Raw genomic sequence first — 21,653 nt, 5'->3', positions numbered from 1 at the left:
CGGACCCGCGCGCCCTTGCCGTTGTGCGCGGGTCCTCCCGCCCCTCTCGGGGGTGAGGCGCGGGAGCTGTGCTCCGCCCCGGATAGGGGCGGGGTGGTCCGGCGGCGGGGGACGGGGTGGCACCCCGCCGCCGGGGTCTACAGAGATCAGGCGATGACCGGCTGACGCTGCATGAAGTGCGTGAGGGCCTGCGCCTTGAGGCGTGCGAGGCAGTCAGCGCACGCCATGAAGGGGGCGTGCTGGCCGTCCCACTGCACCGGGCCGAGCCAGATCACCAGCAGGCCGGTGCGTTCGCACCCGAGCCAGCAGTCACCAGCAACCCAATGCGAGTCCATGGGAGAGCCCTTCTTCCTGATCGGTGGGGGGAGTTGGAACCGGTGGCCGGGCGGGACCGTCACGCACACCGCCCGGCTACCGGAGTTCATCGGCCGTAGCAGAGCAGCACGGTCACGAAGGCGATGGTCGCGAGGACGCAAGCGAGCTGCGCGGTGACCTGTCGCCACCCGACCCGGTGCCACCATCCGCGCCGGCGGAGGCGTCGACCGGTGTTCTCCAACTCGCGTAACGCGGCGTCGATGTCGTCGAGCATCACTTGCCGGTGACCTCCAGTTCGGACCACACGGCCTTGCCCCACGGGGCGCCCGGCTTGCCGCCCATGAGGTCGTAGCCCCAGCGGTCGGAGTACGCGTCGACCAGGGGCAGACCGCGGCCGGAGGTGTCGTCGGCGCCGGCCTGCCGCAGCTGGGGCAGCTGTCGGGGGGCCCGGTCGACGACGGCGAGGCGGACCCGGTTCGGGGAGGGGCGCGAAACGATCAGCCGGACCAGGGGGCACGACGTGTGCCGGACGGCGTTCGCGACGAGTTCCGTGATGACCAGCTCACCGCGCTCCGTGAGGTGGTCAAGCTCCCATAAAGCGAAGGCGGCGCGGACCAGGCGGCGCGCGTGGGCGGCTGTCCCCTCGGTGCGGGGGTGGTTCTCGGCGTAGCGGGGGTGTCCGGCCCCGGCCGGTCGTTGCGCAGTCATCGTCACGTCGCGCCCCCGAGGTCGAGGTACGTGCGCCACGTCTCGGCGGACCACTCCAGCGGGTCGCCGTTTCCGGCGGCGCAGGCCTGGGTGTGGGGGTCTATCGGCTGCGTGCGGGCACCCGGTGGCGCGCTGCTGGTCTGGGCCGCGCCGTTCTCACCATCTGGGATCGGTGTTGCCGCCTGCTGAACCGTCTCGTTCATCATCCGGGGATTCCCCTCCGGCTCGGCGAGTCGCTGCACTCGACGCGTTCACGCGCCGCGACCGGCTGGACTAGATCACCAGCCGTAATGAGCCCGTCACCCTAGGATGGACCTCAGAAGATTCTCTGTGCAACTTCAACGGGAAGATTCTCTGAAGTTTCTCACGGGCGGAGGGTCACAGTGGACGGACCGATTACCCCGCAGCCCCGCGGTGCGGCAGGATGGAGCCGTGTTCGCAGGCGGAGACTGAGGGGAGGTGCTGGGTTGGCGAATCCGCAAGGACCGGTGGTCAAGCGTCGTCAGATGGGGCGTGAGCTTCGGGCGCTCCGTGAAACTTCCGGGCTGACGATCGAAGAAGCGGGCGCCCGCATCCAGCGGTCGGACTCCACGATCAGCCGTATCGAGAACGGCGGGCGGGACGTCCAGCTGATCGAGCTCAAGGGGCTGCTGGACGCGTACGAGGCGCCGGCCGAGACCCGCGAGTTCCTGCTGTCCATGCACAGCGCCTCGCCGGAAGCATCGTGGTGGACCAATTTCGACCTGCCGCCGAACCTCGACACCTACGTCGGCCTGGAGGCAGAGGCCGCCACCCTGCGGGTGTACGCCCTCGGCTCGGTGCACAGTCTGCTGCGCACCGAGGACTACGCTCGGGCGATCCTTCGCGGCTCAAGCCCATCGGCCCCGGCCGGCGAGATCGAGACGCTCCTGAAGTTCCACATGCAGCGGCAGCAAGTTCTCAGCCGCGACTCGCCCTTGGACCTCGTCGCGGTCCTCGACGAGGCATGCCTGTGGCGACAGGTCGGCGGGATCGACTGCCAGCGCGAGCAGTTGCAGCGCCTCATCGCGCAGGCCGAAGAGCTCCCGAACGTCACCCTGCAGGTACTCCCGTACAGCAAGGGCGCCCACTCGGCGCTCAACGGCGCCTTCACCATCCTCGACTTCCCCGACCCCACGGAACCCGCTGTGGTCTACGTGGACAGCCCCGGCGGGAACTTGTACCTCCAAAAGGCCAAGGACACCCGCCGGTTCGACCAGTCCCACGGCCGCCTGCGCGGCATGGCGCTCGATGAAACCGAGTCGGTGCGGTTGATGAAGACCGTGCTGAAGGAGATGAAATGACCACGGTCCCTGACCTCACCAACGCGCAGTGGCGGAAGGCCTCTCTCTCCGAGAGCGCCCAAGGATGCGTAGAGGTCGCCTTCCTCGCCAACGCCCAGGTCGCGGTGCGCGACAGCAAGGACATGGCCAAGCCCGCTCACCTATACTCCGCGGCGGAATGGGCGGTCTTCCAGGACCACCTTCGCGGCCTCGTGCCGGCTGAGGAATCCCGGATCACGGTGTCCATCACATCGGAAGCGGCGGTGCTCAGCGACCGCGAGGGAACCGCCGGCGAACCGCACATCTACACACACCGGGAGTGGCTGTTCTTCCTCGACGGTGTCCTGAAGCGGGAACCCCAGCTCACCCGTGCCTGACATCACCTCAACACGACGAAGGGGCCGACCCGATCGGGTCGGCCCCTTCGTCGTGTGCAACGCGGTGCAACACGGATGACTACACGAGCGCGGGAGCGCGGTCAGCTGTGCGGCCGTGTGCATCCTGCTGTGCAGGCAGTGCGGCGGCTGTGATGCGCGCGAGCTCGGCGCGGAACTCGGGCAGCCACTTGCGGGCCGTGCTCGGGTCCCGGTCGTCGCCGGCAAGCTCCGCGTCGGTCGGCTCACGCCCTTCGGTGTGCACCGTGTGCAGGTACAGCTCCCATCCGCGCACCTTCGCGGGGCTGGTCCAGCGGGGAGCCGTAGCGTCCTCGGGGCTCGTCAGTGCCTCCAAGAGCTCGTCCCGCGCGGCCTCAAGGGCGATCCGGGCCGCGCGTCGGGTGGCCTCGGCCGACTCCGCCTCCTGCTGAGAGCGGGCCGCCTGAGCCCTTGCGGCACGGGTCGCTTCCTCAGCGTCCTCCCGTGCAGCGGTGAGGCGTTCGAGCTCGTCTGCCTCCTTCCGGCGGCGTTCGGCGAGCTGCCTCGACGTGTTCTCCGCGCGCTTGGCCTCGTCGGCGAGCTGCTGCAGACGTTCCCGGGCCTGTTCGACCTCGGCGAGCACGGCCCGTTTGATCGTCATGGCCTCCTGGGCGGCGGTGCGGGCTTCGTCGGCGGCCTTCCGCTGCCTTGTCACCTGGTCCTGCAGCTGGGCAGCCTCGGCCTGGAGTCGCTCCGATTCCCCGGCGAGTTCTCGGCCGCGGGTCTCCTCGGCGGTCACGGCGGTGCTGAGCTGATTCGTACGGCTCCGCAGCTCCCGGATCTCCTCGGTGATCTGGGCCCGCTCGTCCTCCGCTCGCTTCCTGCTCTCCTCCGCCGTCCTCTGGCTCTCCTCGGCCGCTCGTACGACGTCCTCCGCCTCCTGGGCCTTGGCCTGGGCCTGCTGCAACATGTCCTTGGCCTGCGCGAGTTCGGCGGCGACGGTGCGGCGGGTGGCCTCGGCCGCCTCCTCGGCCTCAGCTCGCTTGGCCAGGGCGGCATCCCGCGCGTCTTCGGCCTCCTGGCGCTCCTTCTTCGCCTGGGCAGCTCGTGCGCCCTCCTCGATCGCCGCGGCGCTGGGCACGATCGAGAGATCTTCGAGCAACCCGACCATGGCCATGGGGTCGCTCTTGTCGGTGCGGGCCAGGTCATCGACTCGTCCCCGGAGGGTTAGGTGACGCGCAAGCGTGAGCTGGGCGGGGGTGTCGCCTGCGAGCTGGGCGACGTCGATTGCCGATTCTGCGTCGCGTCGAGCTTCCTCGACCGCCTCGCCGGCCTTCGTCAGGGCGCGCTCACGCTCGCGCTGGCCACGGCGGCCTTCGCCCTCCGGGGCGGCCTTGGCCTTCTGCTCGGCGTCCAGTGCGCGCCCAAGGTTGTGGACCTTCCGCGCTGCCCGCCGGATGCGGGCCTCCTGGTGCACGATGCCGTCTCGGGTGGTCGCGTCTAGCTGGAGCCGGGCAAAGATCTCGGCCCACATGTGCACGTAGCCGACCTGGAACAGCCTGACGAATCCCGGGCTGAGGTCTTCCTCTTCCTCGTCGGCGTTCGCCGACAGGAGCTTGTCCAGCTCGTGTTCAATCAGCTTCGCTGACACGACCGGAACGGCAGCGAATGCCGCCGTGGCGATGGCGTTGCCGGGGGCGTGAGCGGCGTTCATGCTGGCGCTCGCGCAGACCAGGACCCACGCCGTGCGGCGGGTTCGGCGCATCGGCCTGGTCCACCGGGGTTCGACCTGGGCGGACCGGTACAACGAGACGAAGCAAGTGGCCTCGGCAATGTCCCAGATGGCCATGAAGGGGATGGCGAACGGGACCGGCAGCTGCATGCTGACCGTGGCGAACCCGTACAGGCCGTACAGGCTGACGAGCATGCCGCACGCGCCGAGGAACGCCAGCGGGCCAGCTGCGGCCGCCGTCGTACGGACGGCATCGCTGCGGCCCCCGGCTGCGGTGTTGGCCAGGGCCTTGATGTCGCTGACGCGACGGATGGAACGGATGTAGACGGCGACCACCAGGACGCCGGCCGCCGCGGCGGCCGCGGCGGTCATCACCCATGCCGGCGCCTGCCCGATTCGCTCGGTGAGCTGCGAGAGTGCGGGGATGTCGGGGAGTTGCATCACGCATCACCCTCTCGGGTGTTGGTACCGCGGGCGCCCAGTCGGCCCGTACCCTGGTAGTGCATCGGGGAGTCCTCTCCTCGGCCGTCGGCTCCGGGCCTGCCTCCCAAGCGAACCCGGAGCCGTTTCACATTTATGCACGCATAAGTGCACATGGTTGTGCCATCAAAAGCGCGTGCACTTTCACCGGCAAAACCGTGTCGCACAAGGCGCCATGGTAGCCGCACACCCATGCACTCACAGGTGCACGCACCTTCCCGACCCCCTGCACAGCACTGAACTACGCTTACACAGTTTTGCACTTATGCATGCACAAGTGCAATAAAGAAGCGCGCATGTCTCCATGCGCGCTCAAGTCGCCTTGCACCGGCTGCCGGGAGACTTGCACAGCACCCGCCGCGAGTTGCACAGACCTGCACTGCGTCAGAGGCGGGGTCGCCCCATCCTGCCGTCCGGCTGATCGGCACTGCCCAAGGCCTGCACAATCTCGCTCGGCGTCATCTGCTGCTCAAGCCGGCTGAGTGCCAGGCGCAGCACGGCGGTTGCCGGGATGCGCTTCTGGCGCGCGCTCGCCGCTTCAGTGACGCGCCAAAGGAACGCGTCGTGCTCGGGGTTGGGATAGAACGGCATTGACTTCGGCCGTGTTTCTCGCTTGCGTCGGCCCCGGCTTCCGGACTCCTCGCCCTGGACCTCTTCCGGTGGTGAAGGCGGCACGGGGTCGCCCTCGTCACCGCCCCCCGCGCCGGGGGGTTGTTCTGCCTCGCGCCGACGACGCTCTTCTTCCTCCTGCTGGCGGCGCTGCTCCCTCGCCAACCGGGCTCGTTCGAGTTCCTCGCGGCGGCGGGTCGCCTCGTCTGGGTCCTGGGTGTTGCGCGGGTTCCTCGAAGCGCCGGCGTTCCGGCCTCGCCCACGTCCCTTGCGGCTTTGGGCCTCGCGCTCAAGGTCGTCCAGGCTGTCAGACATAGTTGATCACCTTGGTTGCCAGGGCATCCATGGAGCCGACGAATCGAAGTGCACGCTTCGGTACGGGCTCGGAGGAGACGGCCACGTTGATTTTCCGATGCTTCAGCCACGTCTCCTCGTGGATGACCGGCCCGGTCGGGAAACCGCCATGGCTGCTCGTGATGTCCCGCAACTGCTTGCGGGCCCACGCTGGAGGCGCGGCCACTTTGTTGGGCGTGATGAGCAGAGGATGGTTGGTGAGCTCGTCCACCATGCCTTCAAGGGCGTTCAGGCTTTCCTTGACCAGGACGGCCGGCACCACCACGACGTTGGCACCGTTCACCGCTCCGTAGGTGAGCTCGCATCCACCGGGGTGAGTGTCGACGACAATCGGGCGTTGCCACTCGCGCGCCCACGACAGCAGGGTCTCGGTGACGGTGTCACGGTCCGGCTGCTCGTCGACAAGCCCGGGGTAGGACGGCACCAGGTCCGCCATCCTGCGGCCCTTGATGGGCTTGGGAGTGATGCCCTTCAGGAAAGCGTCCTGGAGCGGGTACCGGACGTAGCGCTCATACCTGTAGCCCATGGACCGTGAGCTGCAGCCGCGATCCCAATCGAAGTCGACCAGTACCGCATCGAGCAGGTAGGCGAGTTCGCGGCCAAGCGTGGACTTGCCGTCTCCCCCCTTCCACGCGGCGCTGGCGACGACGGGGGGCTGTCCGTTGGTCCCTGTCGACCACTCCACAAGACTCTTAGACATGCACGCCATTATGCGGGCATAAGTGCTCCGCTCCTCTGCACTATCAGGGCATTCATGCGCTACCGTTGCACTTGTGCATGCATAAGTGCACAAGTGCAGGCTGGTTGACCTGCACAAACAGAAACGAGGGGCCGGGCAGGCACCCGACCCCTCATTGATCGGCCCTGCGGTCGCGGTTTGCGTCTCGTCGTCCGCGCGGGCCTCGATCCTGCTTGGAGGATCTGGTGTTGATCGTAGAGGAGACCTTGCCCGACGGGCGCCGCCGCGAGCTGTCGGCACGGGCGATGCCGGCGTCGGGGCCCGTGGCGCCGACAGAGCGACTCGGCCGGTATCGGATCGCCGGAGGTGTGATCAGGGGCGGGTCGGCTGCGCGGCATGCGGCGTCGAACGATGATGACCTGTGCACGCTGGCGGTAGCGGTGGGGGTGCTGTCCTGATGGCCTTGACGAAGACCCTGGGCGAGCTGATCGAAGAGGCTGCTGAGGTGGCCCGGGAGGCCTCGTCGGCCGCCCGTCCGCGGGTGCTCGCCCTGACGCCGGAGGAGGTGGCGCGGGAGGCCGCGAAGCTGCCGGTTGACGACCTGGTGGCGCTGGCGGCGTCACTGAACGGCTCGCCCGCATGGGATGGCCGGTTCACGGACCGCTACGCCGCGGGCCTGGTGCTGGCCAGCGGAAGGAGCTGACCGGCCGGAGGAATAGCGAGGGGCGGTTCACGTGTACACGTGAACCGCCCCTCGTGCTGTGCGGGGTTACTCGACGCCCTCGGGCGTCAGGCTCGGGTCGTCGGCTGAGACGAGCCATGCGCCGTCGGTCTGCTTCTCCACCACCACGTAGGTGGTGACGGGGGATTCCTTCTTGACGGTGCGGCCGCCCTGGGTGAGGGCGGGGGTATAGGTGACGTGGTAGACGGCCTTGTTCGCCTTGGCCGCGGCCTGCGTGATGGTGATGTGGGTCGGGCGGCGGGTGGTGCCGGTCGGGGGCGGGTCGTAGACGGGCTGGCCGATGCCGCGTTCCGGGTTGCCGGGCGTCATGTAGGCCTCGGCCCGGCGGGGCGGGGCGGTGGCGTCGGCCGCGGTGACGGTCCGTCCGGCCGTCAGGTAGCCGCGGATGACGGCCACCGGATCGGTCAGGTGCGCGGTGGCGGACGGGGCCGGCCCGGGGGAGTGAGCCTCGGGGTCGGCCTGGTGGCTCGGCAGGGACGCGGTGGCAGACGGCTCGGTGTCGCTGGCCGGGCCGCTGCCGCTGCCGCAGCCGGCGGTGAGCACCGCGGCGGCGACGGCGGCCGCCAGGGCGGCCGCGGTGCGGGCGGGGACCTTCATCGCTGGCTCCTCTTCCTACTCGTCGAACGAGACGTGCACGTGGTCGTAGTGCCCGCCGGTGATGCTGTTCGGGTCGTCGATGCCGTTGTTGTACGGCCGCCCCCATCCGCCGCTGTCCTTGGCGTTCGTGATGTTCCAGATGCGGCCCTGCCAGATCACGTACTGGACGTGCAGTGCCTTGGCGTGGGCGCGCAGCCACCCGGCGAGTGCCCATCCCTGGCTGAGCTGGGGGACGCTGGGCCGCGTGCCGAGGGTGCCGGGCGCGAAGTCGCAGGCCTTGCCGGTGGGGTGGTCGCCGCCGTCGCCGCGGTCCTCCTGGCATCCCACGGAGCTCCAGATCGGGAACGCTTTGGTGATCTGGGCGTAGCCGTGGGCGGTCGCCCCGGTCAGGCACCGGCCGCCGGTGGGGTCCGGCTTGCTGCAGCTGGTCGCCCCGCCGTTGTACGGGGCGGGGGCCGCCGGGAGGTTGACTGCCACCGGGATGGGCCCGGCGGCGCCTGCGTTGGCGGTGGTGCCGCCGGCGAACTGCTGCTGGTACTTGTGGATGCTGGCGATGTAGCCGGTGATCTGGTTCACGCAGTCCTGCCCGCAGCCGACCTCGCCGGGCCGGGGGATGCCGGTAGCGGAGCCGGTGACGCGCGAGCACCCGGCGATGTGGCACACGGCCATGGCGTCCAGCGGGCTGATCTTCTTTTCCGGGTGCTGGGCCAGATACCGGGTCATCTCCCGCAGGTGCCCGCAGGTGAACTTGATGCCCACCCGCAGATGGGTGGCCGGGTCCCACACCTGGTTGTCGTCCGGCGGCGGGGCGCCGAGCGCCCAGTCACCGTAGGTGCCGTAGACGGACGCCCATTCGGGGCGGCCCATCTGGTACAGGCCGGCCGCGCCACCGTTCACGTTGGGGGCGTACGCCTTGGGGTTCCAGCTCGATTCCGTCATCACGTGGGCGAAGATCCACGATACCGGCATCTCCGGGCAGATCTGCCCTTGCAGGACGTTGACGGTGGCGGCCATCTGCCGGGCAAGTCCGGGCAGGGCAGCGGTGTTGACCGCGCCGCCAAGTCCGCCGGCGTAGGTGCACGCGGTGTTCTGGGACGGGTCCGCGGGGTTGGTGCCGGTGCCGGATCCGCCGGTCACCGGGCCGGGTGCGGCAGGGCCGGCCTTGGTCAGGTACGGCTCGGGGTTCACCGGGAGGTGATGCCCGTGGATCATGGGCCGGACTTCGAAGTGCAGGTGCGGGCCGGTGACGTTGCCGGTCGCGCCGACCTTGCCGATCGGCGTTCCGGCCTTGACCTTCGTGCCCGCACTGACGTCGATCGAGGACAGATGGGCATACATCGTCTCGGTGTTGTTGGCGTGCAGGACGATGATGAAGTTGCCGTACGCGTTGTTGTCCGCGGTGCCGTAGGCGTGCGTCGCCAGGACCACGCCGTCGGCTGCCGAGTACACGGCGGTGCCGGTGGGTTTGGGGAAGTCGATGCCGCTGTGTCCCTTGGACCAGTGGCCGCCCTGCTCCCCGAACCGGGTGCCGATGTTCCACGGGGGCGGGACCGGATAGACCCACTTGCTCAGCGTGATCTGGTCCACCGGGACCGGCGGGGCCAAATCGGCCTGCCGGATGGGCAGATCGATGTACGCGGCGTTGGCGGCCCCGGGGGAGTCCGGGCCGCTGGCGATGCCGCCCCCTGCGTCCCCCGCCTGGTCGGTGGTGCCCGTATCGCATGTCATGGCGGCCTCGGCCATCCCGTTGCTGGTGCCGCCGACGACGACGAACAGCAGCGGGAACAGCACGAGCAACGAAACCACCGCCCCGCCTATCCCGATTGCCGCTTTGCCTCCTGGCTGTTGCATGGCGGCCGTGTCTCCCTCCCTTGGTCCGCACCCCCCGTTTAATCAGGGCGGCCGGTCGGTTTTTTGCCTGTCTGGTTAAGGCCCCTTGACACGGCGCGCGGTCGCCGTCCTGCCGTGCTCCCAAGCGGCCAAGAACTCTGTCAGTCCCAGGCCGTAGGCTCGGGCCCATGCGGGAGCGTCACGGGGATGGGTAACACCGCGTTCCGTACTGCTGACAGTTCCGGGGGTCACGTCAAGGGCGTGCGCAATCTCGGAACCGGTCAGTCCTGCCCGTTCTCGGATATGACGCAGGGTCGGTTTCGCCGGAAGTGGGGCGAGATACTCCGTTTTGACCCCCAGGGTCTCGGCGAGTCTGCCCAACAGAAGCGGCGGCGGCTTCTGTTCTCCCCTCTCCAGACGGGAGATCGAGTTGGGGTTGGATTCCGCCGCGACCGCGAGCTCGGCCAGGGAGAGCGCGCGGCGCAGGCGGGCCCGGCGCAGCCGGTCCCCCCGAAAACCGTCGACTCCTCCGCGGCTCACGCACCGCCTCCGTTAACCCTGTGGCAAGCAACGGAACCAGACTGTACAGTATCTTCATAGTAAGCGACATGAATAAGCGACATAGAGCGAGCTCCTGAAGGTGCTGTGCAAAGCGTCGCTATCCAACCACCGCTGAAAGGGGGCCCTTCATGGATGTGTTCAAGCGACGGCGATCGCCCATCGGCCCTGGGCTTCCCCCGCTGTTCCTCCCCGCCGTGGCGGTGGCCGGCTGCCACGGCGGCTCGGGGGCCTCGACCGTCACCCGGCTGCTGGCGCCGAGCGCCTATGAGGTCCGCATCGACCAACTGCACGTGAAGGATGTCCCGTTGGTCCTGGTATGCCGGTCAACGGCGTACGGCACGGCCATGGCGACGACAGCGGTCAACGGCGCCCACTACAACCTCACCCACGGGTGGCTGGCCCGCCCGCCGCTCCTGGTCGTCGTCGCCGACAGCCCGTTGCCGGAGCCGGCGACCGCCCGTGCCCGCCTCAAGCTGCTGCAGGATCGCGTCTCGGCGATCGTCCGGCTGCCCTTCGTCCCGATGTGGCGGGACGTCGACAACCCCTTGAGCGTCACCGCCCCGCGCAACGTCGTGGAGGCGGTGGCCGCCATGCGCACCCATCTGTCCGCCCCACCGGTCAACAACCACGGAGTACGCTCATGATCACCGCCCTGCACCACGCTCACGAGTGGGCCACCCTCGCCGACGCGATCCCCAACCCCGGCGCCAAGACCCCCGATGGGCTCTCCAACGCCCGTGACACCCTGCTGGGCTGGCTCAAGTGGGGCGGCTACTCGATCGCGGCCGCGTCCATCATCCTGTCCGGGATCAAGATGCTGTGGGGCTCCGGCGGCGGCCGGGGCGCCACGACTGCCGCCGATGCCGCGGTCGAAATCCCCTGGAAGGTGCTGGGCGTCACCCTGATCTCCGGCGGCGCGGGCCTGCTCGGCACGTTCCTGGGGGGCTGAGATGACCAACCCCACCGTGCACACCGCCCGGGACACCCCCGGCTCGTCCAAGCCCAAGCGACGCCGGACCACCGCGCTGGTCGTGACGGGCGTCGTGGTCGCCGCCGCGGTCATCGCCGCCGTCATCGGCTACCACGACAACTGGGGCAAGAACTCCCCGGCCGCCCCGCAGGCCTCCGCCTCGGGCGGGATAGACGAGCCGGGCGGCACGGTCGTCACCCCGGGCGCCAACGGCGGCGACACCGGCGGCGGTTCGTCGTCGGCCGCGTCGTGGAAGGGCGTCACCTTCCAGGACTTCCACGGCGCACCGCTGCCCCTCAGCCCCCGCTACGGGCCCAAGGTGCACACCCTCACCCGCGCTTCCGGCTTCGCGCACAACCTCGGCGGCGCCGTCGAGGCGGCCGTGCACCTCGCCACGCGCAGCGCCGCGCAGGCCGGGCCCGACACCTACGGGCCCACGATCGAGCAGCAGATGACCGGCGACACCAGCGCCTTCCGCGCCCAGGTCGACAGCGACTACCAGGACGCCCGGCAGAGCTCCGGGGTGCCGGACGGCACCCCCCTGCGGATCTACGCGCAGACGATCGGCTACGCGGCCGACGGCGTGGACGCCTCCGGGCAGACGGTCACGCTCCACCTCCTCTCGCGCGGCGCGAACTCCGACACCGGCGGCACGGTCATGGTCGACTTCGCCGTGACGCTCGACTGGGCCGGCGGGGACTGGAAACTGCGCGCCCCCGACGGGGGCCAGTGGCCCAACAACGTCGTCAACTCCACCACCGGCTACACCCTCTTCCCGGGGGTGACCGCCTCGTGAGCTGCGGGATCACCAGCCCCGGCGACTGCATCAAGTCGGCGGCGAAGTCCGCGATCGACACCCTGGCCGACTCCATCGCCGAATCCTGCGCGTGGATGGTCAAGGAGTCGTTCACCTGGTGGATCGACACCACCAGCAACGGGGTTGACACCTCGGTCGTGAACTCGATCCGTCAGGTCCTGCTGCCGGTGACCATCGCCGTGGCGGTCGCCGGGGTGATCCTGATTGGGATCAAGCTCGTCGTCTCGGGCAAGCCCGACCCCCTCGTCTCCTTGGGCGAGGGGCTGTTCAAACTGGCTTTCTGGAGCGCGTGCGGCACCGCCACGGTCAACCTGTTCATGCAGGCGTCGGCGGGCTTCTCCGCATGGGTTCTCAACCAGGCGGCCGGCCGCGAGTTCGGGGCCCGGCTGGCGAAGGTCTTCAGTCTCGCCGCACTGCAAAACCAGGCAGCCGCGGTGATCCTGCTGGGCATTCTCGGCTTCCTCGCCGGCGTGGTTCAGTGGCTCCTCGGCCTCCTGCGTGACGGCTCGGTCATCGTCCTGACCGGTTGCCTGCCGCTGGCCGCATCCGGGCAGCTGACCGGCTTCGGCCGGGCCTGGCTGCCGAAGATTCTCGGCTGGACGCTGGCTTTGATCTTCTGGCAACCCACGGCTTCCCTGGTCTATTTCGTGGCGTTCAAGCTGATCGGCAAGGGCAACGACCCCACATCGGTGCTGGTCGGCTTCGCCATGATGATGCTGGCCATCCTCGCCCTGCCGGTGCTGATCAAACTCTTCTCCTGGGCCTCCGGCTCGGTGATGGACGCGGGCGGCGGCGGCATGCTGTCCTCGCTGGCCACCCTCGGCGCCTCCGGCCTGCGGCTGCAGGCCTCCCGCGACGGGGGAGCGCAGCCGATCAGCGCCACCCAGCACGCGCAGATGATCAGCCAGAACCTGCCCGACCCGGGCCAGAAGCCGCAGGGGGCGGCCCCGGCCGCGCCGGACAGCTCCAGCACCCAGGCGCAGCCGGCGCCGTCCACGCCCCCCGCACAGCAGCCGCACCCGGGCGCGGGCGTCCCCGCGCAGACCGGCGCCGCAGCGAACGCCGGCGCAGCGGCTGGCGCAGGCGCGCAGACGGCCGGTCGGGCCGCGGCGACCAGCGGGGCAGCTGGCGCGGGCGGAGCGGCGGCGGCCGCGGGCCCGGCCGGTGTCGCGGTGGAGGCCGGACGGATCACGCACGGCGCCGCGAACAGCGCGGCGAACAACATGACCAACCCGCCGGCATCGGAATGACGAGGCATACGCGATGAGTTCAGAATCCTCCCAGGTCAGGCTCTACGGCGGGTGGCGCAAGAGCCGCAGTATCGGTCTGGGCAACCTCACCCCCACCCAGACCGCGATCGTCCTGGTGGCCGTCGTCGGCGTCATCACCGCCGCGGCGATCAGCTTCCGCCTGGTCCTCTTCGCCGCCCCGGCGGCCGCCGTGGTCATCGCCATCACGATGGCCCGCTGGAACGGCGTGCCCCTGGTCGACGCCGTGGTGCACTCCTCCCGCTGGCGTGCCGGCCGCCGGGCGGGACAGACCACCTACATCTCCGGCGTGACGACGCTGCACGAGCCGGACAACGACCTGCCCGGCGTCCTGGCGCCCGTCGTCCCGCTGTCCGCGGAGGATGGGGAGGGCGGCCACTACGGCATGGCCTGGCACCGCCGCACCGGCCACCTGACCGCCACCATCCAGGTCGCCCCCACCTCGACCGCGCTCGCCAACCGCGAGAACGTCGACGTGTGGGTGTCCCAGTGGGGTGCGTGGCTGGCCCGGCTCGGCCACACCCCGTTGGTGGCGCACGTCGCCGTCACGGTCGACACCGCCCCCGACCCCGGCTCCACCCTGGAGGACTACGTCTCGCGGCGCATCGACCCGAACGCGCCGGCCCCGGCCCGCGAGCTCATGGCCGACCTGGTGCAGATCTCCCCGGCCGCCTCCGCCGCGGTCGACACCCGCGTCAGCATCACCTTCGACCCGGCCAAGGCCCCGCAAAAGCCCGAGACGTTCGCCGACGCGGTCGCCGAGTGCGGCCGTGTCCTGCGCGGTCTGCAGGCCTCGCTGGGCAGCTGCGGGGTGAGTGTGCTGGGCCGGGCCTCGGCCGCGCAGCTCGCCGGGATCGTCCGCACCGCCTACGACCCGGCCGCCCGCGGCGAGGTGGCCCGCACCCTGGCCAACAACCCCGCCGCGCTGCTGGAGTCGGGCGCCATGCCTCCCATCGACGCCCGCGAGCACTTCGACCACTACGAGCACGACACCGGTATCAGCGTCAGCTGGATCTGGGCGAACCCGCCCCGCCAGTTCGTCACCAGCGACGTCCTGGCGCCGCTGCTGGGCCCGGGACGCCACCCCAAGCGCGTCACCCTGTTCTACGAGCCGTTCCCGGCCGAAGCGGCCGCCGACAAGCTGGAGAACGAGGTGAACGCGGCCGCCTACCGGGCCGCCGTCCGTGCCCGCACCAAGCGGTCGGAGACCGCGCAGGATGCCGCCGACCGTGAACGCGCCATGCAGGCGGCCCGCGAGGAAGCCCAGGGCGCCGGTCTGGGCCTGTCCTCGATGGTCGTCACCACCACCGTCACCGCGGCCAAGGATCTGGACCGCGCCGTCTCCGACATCGAGCAGCGGGCCGGCTCCTCCAAGATCAAACTCCGCCGGGCCGTGCGCGCACAGTCGGCGGCCTTCGCCGCCACCCTGCCGCTGGGCATCTACCTGCCCGAGATCGCCCGCCGGCGCAGCCGCTGACCCCTCGTCGGCGCCTCCACTGGTGCCCGGACCCGGCACGACTGCCGGGGTCCGGGGGCCGGTGAAGCTGCCGAACACCCCTGCTTTGCCTCGGCACTTCGTCCGCACCGCACCGTCTCGGAGGGATTCATGCCCGCCCCGTTTGCGCCCCGCCTCGCCAAGCCCACCGCCCGTCAGGACCCGTCGCTGCCGCAGGTCGGCCCCACCCCGCCCTCCTGGGGCTGGCCCGGCGTGGACAGAGGCCGGGCCTCGCACGTCGCCGTCCCGCCCCGCTTCCAGGCGACCACCGTGCAGACCTGCGGTTTGTACCCGTTCACCGCCGGGTCCGGAGCTCCCGCGGTCGGCGTGCCGATCGGCCGTCACATGATCTGGGGCGAGGTGGTCGCCCTCGACCCGATCGACTGGGTGCGCCACAACATCATCACCAACCCGGGCATCTTCGTTCTCGGCGAACCCGGCATCGGCAAGTCGGCGATCTCCAAGCGGATCGCTTGCGGCCTGATCGCCTTCGGGGTCGGCGTGCTGTCCCTGGGAGATCTCAAGGGCGAGTACGGGCCCCTGGTGGAAGCGATGGGCGGGCAGGTCGTCAAGGTCGGATGGGGACTGCACACCCTCAACCCCCTGGATTCCGGCCCGCTCGGCCAGGCGATCCCGCACCTGGAGCGCACCGACCCGGCCAAAGCCGAGACGCTCAAGGCGGAGATCCGCGGCCGCCGGCTCACCCTGCTCCTGGCGCTGTGCACCATCGCCCGCGGCTCCCGCGGGGCGCCCATCACCGACGCTGAGGAACTCGTGCTCGGCGCGGCCCTCGACGTCCTGGACCGCCGCACCGGCCAACAGCCGATCATTCCCGAGGTGGTCAAGCAGATCGAGGACGGCGGCGAGGAACTGCGCTACGCGGTGCGGGCCCGGTCCGAGGCGGAGTACCGCGAGCTGACCGACTCGATCGTGCGCACCCTGGCCCGCATCAGTCACGGCGTGCTGCGCGGCCTGTTCGACGGCCACACCACCGCACCGGTCGACATGAACGCACCCGCCGTCTCCATCGACATCTCCGCCCTCGACAAAGCCAGTGACGACGTGGTGGCGGCCGCCCTGCAGTGCACCTGGGCATACGGGTTCGGCCTGGTCGACGCTGCCCGCGCGGTCGGCAACGACCGGCCGTACCTCACGATTCAGGATGAGATGTGGCGGAGCTTGCGGGCCGCCCCCGGCCTCGTCGACCGCACCGACCGCCTCACCCGCCTCAACCGGCACCAGGGCGTCGGCTCGATCATCACCACGCACTCCCTGTCCGACCTGGAGGCGCTGCCGACGGAAGAGGACCGCGCCAAAGCCCGTGGCTTCGTGGAGCGTTCGGCGGTGACCATCCTCGGCGCCCTGCCGGACCTGGAGTTGGCCCGCGTGAACGCCGTACGCGCGCTGACCTCCAGCGAGCGCGAGTTCGTCGCGAGCTGGAGCGCGCCGGAGTCCTGGGCGACCGACCGGCCCCACCCGGGCCGCGGCAAGTACCTGATCAAGTGCGGCGGCCGGCTCGGCATCCCGGTGGAGATGCACCTCACCCGCCGTGAGATCGACCTGTACAACACCGATGCCGCGATCCGCGGACGGGCCAAGTCCGCCACCGTGATGGGGGTGTAGCCGTGGGCATCCGCGACACCTCGCGCGGCGGCGGTCCGGCGGACCCCTGGGTCCCGCTGTCCATCCTCGCCGCCCTCGCCGCGGCCGCCGGTGCCTTGGGCGCGCTCTCCCTCGGCGGCGGCCTCGCCTCCCTCTTCACCGGGCACGGCTGGCACTCCCCGTACAGCTGGTCGCTGCTCAGCGACGTCGTCCACGGCGACCTGGCCCGCATATGGCCCGGCGTACCGGCCGACCTCATCGTCACCTTCGCCGCCGTCCTCGCCGCGGCCGCGCTGGTCGGCCTGTTCTTCGCCGTGCGGGCCATCCGCGACAAGATGCCCGACCCGAACGACCCGGCCCGCCACCTCGCCGGCCGTGACGCCGTCGAGCACCTCACCGCCCCGGCCCTGGCCCAACAGGCGATCAGGCTGCGGCCGTCGCTGGCCGGGCAGCGCGCCGAGGACCTCGACCCCGACGAGTGCGGCGCCCTCCTCGGGCGCCTGCGCCCCAAGGGCCCGGAACTGCGCCGAAACCTGGAAGACGTGGAGTTGGCCATCATGGCCCCGCGTTCGTTCAAGACGAGCGCGTACGCCATTCCGCGCGTCCTGGCGGCCAAAGGCGCGTGCGTGGTCACCAGCCGCCGCGCGGACGTGTGGCAGGCCACGGCCACCTACCGGGCCAAGCACACCAAGGGGCCCATCCTCGTCTTCGACCCCCAGCACATCGCCCACCACCCGCAAGAGTTCTGGGTTGATTTGTTGGCCGACGTCGACAACGTCGAGGACGCCGGCCGCCTCGGCGGGCACTTCGTGGCCGGCGTCGCCGACGAGAAGGCCCGCGAGATCTGGGGCCCGGCCGCCCGCGCCCTGCTCTCCGAACTGATCCTCGCCGCGGCCCTCGACAACCGCAGCCTCGACGACGTGTACGGCTGGCTGGTCGACACCTCCACCGGCGTGCCCGCCACCATCCTGGAGCAGCACCCGCAATTCAAGAACATGGCCCGCAGCTACCGGGCCCGGCAGGCCGGCGCGGACGAGACGACCCAGGGCATCTACGAAACCGCCCGCTCCGGGGCGTCCTGCCTGCGCGACCCGCGCACCATGGCGTGGGTCACCAAGCCGTCCCGCCCGATGCAGAAGCTCAACCTCAAGCACTTCGTGCGCTCCACCGGCACCCTGTACCTGATGAGCCACAAGGGCGCGGGCAGCGCGGCCCCGCTGGTGGCGGCCCTCACCGACACCCTGTTCCGGGAGGCCGTGCGTGCCGCCGAAGCGATGGGCGGGCGCCTTGACCCCTCCATGGACGTGATCCTTGATGAGGCGGCCAACGTCTGCCCGATCGGTGATCTCCCCGACATGTACTCCTACCTGGGTGGTGCGGGGATCAACGTCCTGACCATCCTCCAGTCCCTCAAACAGGGCGAGTCGGTGTGGGGCGAGACCGGCATGGAAATGCTGTGGGGCGCCTCCACCATCAAGATCATCGGCGCGGGAATCGATGATCCCGACCTTGCCTCCGACCTCGCCCGGCTCATCGGCGAGCACGACGTCAACACGCGCAGCGTCACCCGGACCCGGGACGGCTGGTCGGTCTCCGAAAGCCCCCGGCGGCAACAGATCATGTCGGCGTCGGACGTGCGCGCCCTGCGCAAGGGCACCGCGCTGCTGATGGCCACCGGCACGCCGATTGTGCTGATGGATCTCTTGCCGTGGTTCAGCCACCACCCCGACCGCGAACTGATCAGCGCGCTCAACGCCGACGGCAAGCGGCAGGTTCAGCAGTGGGCGGCAACGGCGTACTCGAGTACGGGCGGTTGAGCATGGCCGACGAGACCACCCCCGACGAGACCGGCCGCGAGGAACCCGCGGCGCCCGAGGGCGGCGACGCGCCGCCGGTCGAGGATTCGCCGGCCACCGATGCGGCCGCCTCGTCGGCGGTGCCCGCGCTGGAGGACGTAGCCGCGCAGCTGCGCGCGGTTCGGTCCGCCGTCGGCGGTCTTGAGGACTTCGTGGACTGGGCCGTCCCCATCCTGGAAGCCGCCGAGCGGCAGGCCCAAGAGGGCGACGGCAAGGGCGACGGCAAGGGCGGCAAGGAGAAGGAAGAACCGAAGCCCAAGCCCGTGTTTCCGCACGCGGCGGCGTGGGTGGAAGGCTGGTTCATCCCGACGTTCCAGCGCAAGGTGGGGCCAGGCTCCCTGCGTTGGTGCCGGCTGTGGTGGGCGCACCCCGAGGCGATGGTGCGCTTCGAGGCGCTGTGGCGGTCCTGGGAGGTGCTGCGGCTCGACGTCGGCACCGGCCTGGGCGTCTGGTTCCGCGACCATTTCGACTCGCAGCTACCCCTGTTGCTCGGGCCCGACGGGCCGTACGCACAGTGCACCACGGACAAGCACGAGCCGGTGCCCGACCTCCCCGCAGAACCGGTGCCGGCCGCGGTGATCGAGGCGCTCACGGCGGCCGCCGAGGAGCCCCCAGGCTGACGACGAACCCAGCAACACACATGCGGGCCCGACCTCAACGGTCGGGCCCGCATCGCGTCACAGACAGCACACCGGCCCGCACCACGGCGGCGGTTCCGCCATACGTCGAGCCAAGCGGGGTGGGTCCCTCCTCGATCGGGCGCGCTCTGCGCACTTGAGACTGTGGTGGGGGGCAGGGCTCGCCGGTCGCGGCGACCGCCGTAGGCGGCTTGGCCTTGCGCCCCGCCGCGGGCTCAAGTCCCCTTGTGGGGCCCGGTCGGGGAGGGGCCGCACCGCGACCCACCCCACCGTCACACCTCACCCACCGCACCATCGTCACGCGTTCCCCACTCCCCTCCGAGGAGGGCCGGGGGTGTGGGGGGCAGCGCCCCCGCTATCGTGCCGAACGGCCGCTCGTCGCCCGCCGACGCATCGCACTTCTTGCACTCGCGGCGTGGCGCCAAAGTTCCTTCCGGCAGGTATGCCGAGGCGGGGCGCCCTCGTGAGGGTGCCCCGCCTCGGCATACCGGAGTTGTGGAACCCCAGGTCATTGAATCAGTGTCCCGGGCGGGGGCCTTTTCGCTGATTCGTCCGCTCCCGACCCAGAACTACTTTTCCCGACACCGCCGGCCTCTCCGTCTTCTTCTGCTGCCCCAGCGCGGCATCTACCGGCCCGGGGCTGGCCATGCGGGTCATACGGACGGCGGTCTGCGCTGCTGCCTGCACATCAGGCGGGATCGTCTGAGCTGATGCCTGCGGCTGTGCCGGGGCCGGCCGGTCGAGGTCGTTCTCGTCGTACCCCATGTCGAGGTTCGCATCTCCCGCGGGCGCCTGGTCCGCCTGCGCCGTGGGCGCGGCCTGCGCGGTGGCCGGTGCCGGCCTCTCGGCCGTCGACGCGGGCCTGTCCATGTCGTCCGCGCGGGCGCGCATCGTACGACCGGTGACCCGGATCGTCTCCCTAGGACCGCCCGGCCCGGTGGCACGGATGACGTAGTCCCGCTGCCGGTCGTCGGGCACCGGCCGTTCCCGCTCGGCCTCGGTGCGGAACAGGGCGTGCAATTCGTCCGCGGCAGCCCGCTCGGCGGCCGCCTGCTGGTCGGGGCCGGCTGGTACCCGGAACTGTCCGCTGGCGATGAATGCCGCCGAACCGTCCTCTGCCGGGATGTCGATGGTCCACTGGTACAGCACGGTTCCCTCGCCCACGCGGGCGGAGGCGTTGAGCTTCTCGGCGGTGTTGCGGGCCTTCTCCGCCGCGGCCTTCGCCTCGGCGACTCTCCGCACCGTCTGGTCCTCATGCCCCGGCGCCTCCGCCGGCTGCTGCGGCGGGGCCGCCTCTGCGTGGGGTGCCACCGGGGGCTTGCCCTCGGGTGTGAGTCCATGACGGTCCAAGTAGCCGGCGAATGCGGCCTGTGCGGCCAGCCGTTCCTGCTCCCGCTCGGCCGGGGTGAGCTCCGATCCGTCCGCATGGCTTGGAGCCAGGCTCTCGTACAGCGCGCGGGCCTCCGGGTCTAGCGCGATCAGCTCGCGCTCGAACGCGCGGGCCGCACGCTGGGCGCCGGGATGCTCGTCCTCGACCGCGTGGACTGTGCGCCATCGCTCCAAGATGAACGCGCGGCGTTCCTCGTCGCTCCCGTCCTCGTTCGTCATGCGGCGGCTGCGGCCCACGTCTCGGATCGCTCGCCGTACTTCGTCCTGCCGCGAGGAACCGGCCGTCGCCGTGGTGGTCGGCGGCGAGGCCGTCGCACCGTCGCCCGCGGTGGGCGTGCCGGTGGGTGCGTCGGTGGGGGAGGGCGGGGGGTTTTCCAAGTAGCGTTCAAGGCGCCACTGGAGAACGGCGGTCATGCCGCGGGCGGTGTTCAGCTCCCGCTCGGCGGCGACCCTGGCGAGCACCTCCGCCGGGTCGAGGCCCTGCTGTTCGGCGGTGGACATCGTGGCAGCAAGGGCGGGCCACGCGTCATCGCCAGTGATCTGGTCGGCGAGATCGGGCAGCGCAAGAGTGACGGCCTGGCGCAAGTCCTCGCGTTGGTGGGCTGCGACGACAGCCGGGCCGGGATCGAGTTCGCCGCGGGCCACCCGGGCGGTCCGCTCGTACGGACTCTTCTTGCGGATCGCGTCCGCGTCGCGTGCCCGGGTGAACCACTCGGCGGCCTGCCGCATCGCCTCCTCGGGCTCGTACGGTGCGTGCATGAGCCGCTGGTACAAGTCCATGGCTTCCGGCTCACGCGCGTACAGCGTGCTTTCCAGCCGCCCGACAGCATCATGCGCCATCGCGTCCTCGTGCACGTGCGCACGGCCGGCCACCCACGCGGTCACCAGCTCGTCGACAGTCGCGGACTCCAGCCACTCGTCATCGAGCGCGCGTTGCCACCGCACGCGGTCGGTCTGCCGCCGCATCTCCTCAGCGGCGGCCTGGGCACGCTCCCGCTGAGCCTCCTCGATCGCCCGCCGGGCCGCCTGGCGTTCGCGGATCGCGGCGACGAGTACGGCGGTCTCGGCGGCCTGCGCGAGCAACGCCATGGTCCGCGCGGAGCCTCGGCGCATGGCCTCGGTCAACAGGTCGGAATACTCCTCGGATCGGGGGTACTCCTCGGATCGCTCGGTCATACTCGCACCTCCGTCGTGCCTGGGTCAGGTACGCGGGCCGCGGCCGCGGCCCTGCGTCGGGCCCGGCTGCTGCGGGCGTCGAGCGGCCTGTGTCGGCTGCTGGGTCTGCGGTGCATCACTCGTGCCTTCCTGCTGCCATTTCTCCAACCGGTTCTCCAGCCGCCACACCATGACTTGAGCG

General features: G+C 70.6%; 22 protein-coding genes. 11 read left to right on the top strand and 11 right to left on the bottom strand.

Annotation, left to right across the window (positions count from 1 at the left end):
* Positions 1–146 precede the first annotated feature (146 nt).
* The 4 genes from ACWC1K_RS46095 to ACWC1K_RS46080 all read right to left on the bottom strand — a co-directional run bounded on the left by ACWC1K_RS46095 (position 147) and on the right by ACWC1K_RS46080 (position 1,229).
* Positions 147–335: a hypothetical protein gene (locus ACWC1K_RS46095; RefSeq protein WP_450839689.1), complete on the bottom strand. Its 189-nt coding sequence runs from the start codon at positions 333–335 to the stop codon at positions 147–149.
* A gap of 86 nt (positions 336–421) precedes the next feature.
* A complete protein-coding gene (locus tag ACWC1K_RS46090) occupies positions 422–589 on the bottom strand; it encodes a hypothetical protein (RefSeq protein WP_450839687.1) in 168 nt (55 codons plus the stop codon).
* On the bottom strand, positions 589–1,023 hold the full coding sequence (locus ACWC1K_RS46085; protein WP_450839686.1) for an ATP-binding protein: 435 nt from the start codon (positions 1,021–1,023) through the stop codon (positions 589–591). The genes ACWC1K_RS46090 and ACWC1K_RS46085 overlap by 1 nt, the downstream gene beginning before the upstream one ends.
* 2 nt (positions 1,024–1,025) lie before the next feature.
* The gene (locus ACWC1K_RS46080) at positions 1,026–1,229 is read right to left on the bottom strand and encodes a hypothetical protein (RefSeq protein WP_450839684.1); all 204 of its coding nucleotides are present in this window, start codon (positions 1,227–1,229) and stop codon (positions 1,026–1,028) included.
* A 300-nt stretch (positions 1,230–1,529) separates the two neighbouring features.
* On the opposite strand from ACWC1K_RS46080, the gene ACWC1K_RS46075 reads away from it, so the two are divergent.
* Positions 1,530–2,345, top strand: coding sequence for a helix-turn-helix domain-containing protein (locus ACWC1K_RS46075; RefSeq protein ID WP_450839682.1), 816 nt, complete (start codon positions 1,530–1,532; stop codon positions 2,343–2,345).
* Positions 2,342–2,701 (top strand): DUF397 domain-containing protein, encoded by a 360-nt coding sequence (locus ACWC1K_RS46070; protein WP_450839680.1) that lies wholly within the window; start codon positions 2,342–2,344, stop codon positions 2,699–2,701. Before ACWC1K_RS46075 ends, ACWC1K_RS46070 begins: the two co-directional genes overlap by 4 nt.
* 79 nt (positions 2,702–2,780) lie before the next feature.
* Here ACWC1K_RS46070 and ACWC1K_RS46065 read toward each other — a convergent pair whose 3' ends face one another.
* From ACWC1K_RS46065 to ACWC1K_RS46055, 3 genes are all read right to left on the bottom strand, one after another.
* Complete coding sequence (locus tag ACWC1K_RS46065; RefSeq protein WP_450839679.1) at positions 2,781–4,850, bottom strand: hypothetical protein; 2,070 nt, start codon at positions 4,848–4,850, stop codon at positions 2,781–2,783.
* 423 nt (positions 4,851–5,273) lie between these two features.
* Entirely contained in the window at positions 5,274–5,813 is a 540-nt protein-coding gene (locus tag ACWC1K_RS46060) for a hypothetical protein (RefSeq protein ID WP_450839678.1), read from the bottom strand.
* The gene (locus tag ACWC1K_RS46055; RefSeq protein ID WP_450839676.1) at positions 5,806–6,552 is read right to left on the bottom strand and encodes a hypothetical protein; all 747 of its coding nucleotides are present in this window, start codon (positions 6,550–6,552) and stop codon (positions 5,806–5,808) included. Before ACWC1K_RS46055 ends, ACWC1K_RS46060 begins: the two co-directional genes overlap by 8 nt.
* 442 nt (positions 6,553–6,994) lie before the next feature.
* On the opposite strand from ACWC1K_RS46055, the gene ACWC1K_RS46050 reads away from it, so the two are divergent.
* Entirely contained in the window at positions 6,995–7,234 is a 240-nt protein-coding gene (locus tag ACWC1K_RS46050; RefSeq protein WP_450839675.1) for a hypothetical protein, read from the top strand.
* Positions 7,235–7,300: 66 nt separating this feature from the next.
* Here the strand turns inward: ACWC1K_RS46050 and ACWC1K_RS46045 are convergent, their stop codons facing one another.
* The 3 genes from ACWC1K_RS46045 to ACWC1K_RS46035 form a co-directional block, all read right to left on the bottom strand.
* Positions 7,301–7,870 (bottom strand): hypothetical protein, encoded by a 570-nt coding sequence (locus ACWC1K_RS46045; protein ID WP_450839674.1) that lies wholly within the window; start codon positions 7,868–7,870, stop codon positions 7,301–7,303.
* Between the two features lie 15 nt (positions 7,871–7,885).
* Positions 7,886–9,676, bottom strand: coding sequence for a peptidoglycan DD-metalloendopeptidase family protein (locus ACWC1K_RS46040; protein ID WP_450839672.1), 1,791 nt, complete (start codon positions 9,674–9,676; stop codon positions 7,886–7,888).
* A gap of 120 nt (positions 9,677–9,796) precedes the next feature.
* On the bottom strand, positions 9,797–10,240 hold the full coding sequence (locus ACWC1K_RS46035; RefSeq protein ID WP_450839671.1) for a helix-turn-helix domain-containing protein: 444 nt from the start codon (positions 10,238–10,240) through the stop codon (positions 9,797–9,799).
* Between the two features lie 149 nt (positions 10,241–10,389).
* On the opposite strand from ACWC1K_RS46035, the gene ACWC1K_RS46030 reads away from it, so the two are divergent.
* The 8 genes from ACWC1K_RS46030 to ACWC1K_RS45995 all read left to right on the top strand — a co-directional run bounded on the left by ACWC1K_RS46030 (position 10,390) and on the right by ACWC1K_RS45995 (position 18,889).
* Positions 10,390–10,905, top strand: a complete 516-nt coding sequence (locus ACWC1K_RS46030; protein ID WP_450839669.1) for a hypothetical protein — start codon at positions 10,390–10,392, stop codon at positions 10,903–10,905.
* Positions 10,902–11,210, top strand: coding sequence for a hypothetical protein (locus tag ACWC1K_RS46025; protein WP_450839667.1), 309 nt, complete (start codon positions 10,902–10,904; stop codon positions 11,208–11,210). Before ACWC1K_RS46030 ends, ACWC1K_RS46025 begins: the two co-directional genes overlap by 4 nt.
* Before the next feature lies 1 nt (position 11,211).
* Positions 11,212–12,027: a hypothetical protein gene (locus ACWC1K_RS46020; protein ID WP_450839666.1), complete on the top strand. Its 816-nt coding sequence runs from the start codon at positions 11,212–11,214 to the stop codon at positions 12,025–12,027.
* On the top strand, positions 12,024–13,298 hold the full coding sequence (locus ACWC1K_RS46015; RefSeq protein ID WP_450839664.1) for a hypothetical protein: 1,275 nt from the start codon (positions 12,024–12,026) through the stop codon (positions 13,296–13,298). The genes ACWC1K_RS46020 and ACWC1K_RS46015 overlap by 4 nt, the downstream gene beginning before the upstream one ends.
* Positions 13,299–13,311: 13 nt before the next feature.
* Positions 13,312–14,793, top strand: coding sequence for an SCO6880 family protein (locus ACWC1K_RS46010; protein ID WP_450839663.1), 1,482 nt, complete (start codon positions 13,312–13,314; stop codon positions 14,791–14,793).
* A 129-nt stretch (positions 14,794–14,922) separates the two neighbouring features.
* The gene (locus ACWC1K_RS46005) at positions 14,923–16,434 is read left to right on the top strand and encodes a hypothetical protein (RefSeq protein WP_450839661.1); all 1,512 of its coding nucleotides are present in this window, start codon (positions 14,923–14,925) and stop codon (positions 16,432–16,434) included.
* Positions 16,435–16,436: 2 nt separating this feature from the next.
* Positions 16,437–18,230, top strand: a complete 1,794-nt coding sequence (locus ACWC1K_RS46000) for a type IV secretory system conjugative DNA transfer family protein (protein WP_450839660.1) — start codon at positions 16,437–16,439, stop codon at positions 18,228–18,230.
* 2 nt (positions 18,231–18,232) lie between these two features.
* Positions 18,233–18,889, top strand: coding sequence for a DUF4913 domain-containing protein (locus ACWC1K_RS45995; RefSeq protein ID WP_450839658.1), 657 nt, complete (start codon positions 18,233–18,235; stop codon positions 18,887–18,889).
* Between the two features lie 534 nt (positions 18,890–19,423).
* Here the strand turns inward: ACWC1K_RS45995 and ACWC1K_RS45990 are convergent.
* Positions 19,424–21,472, bottom strand: coding sequence for a hypothetical protein (locus tag ACWC1K_RS45990; RefSeq protein WP_450839656.1), 2,049 nt, complete (start codon positions 21,470–21,472; stop codon positions 19,424–19,426).
* Positions 21,473–21,653: the final 181 nt, after the last annotated feature.

It is taken from the genome of Streptomyces sp. NPDC001492, from assembly GCF_053597275.1.
Note: the sequence above shows the minus strand (reverse complement) of the source record. Positions and strands in the feature narration are given on the sequence as shown.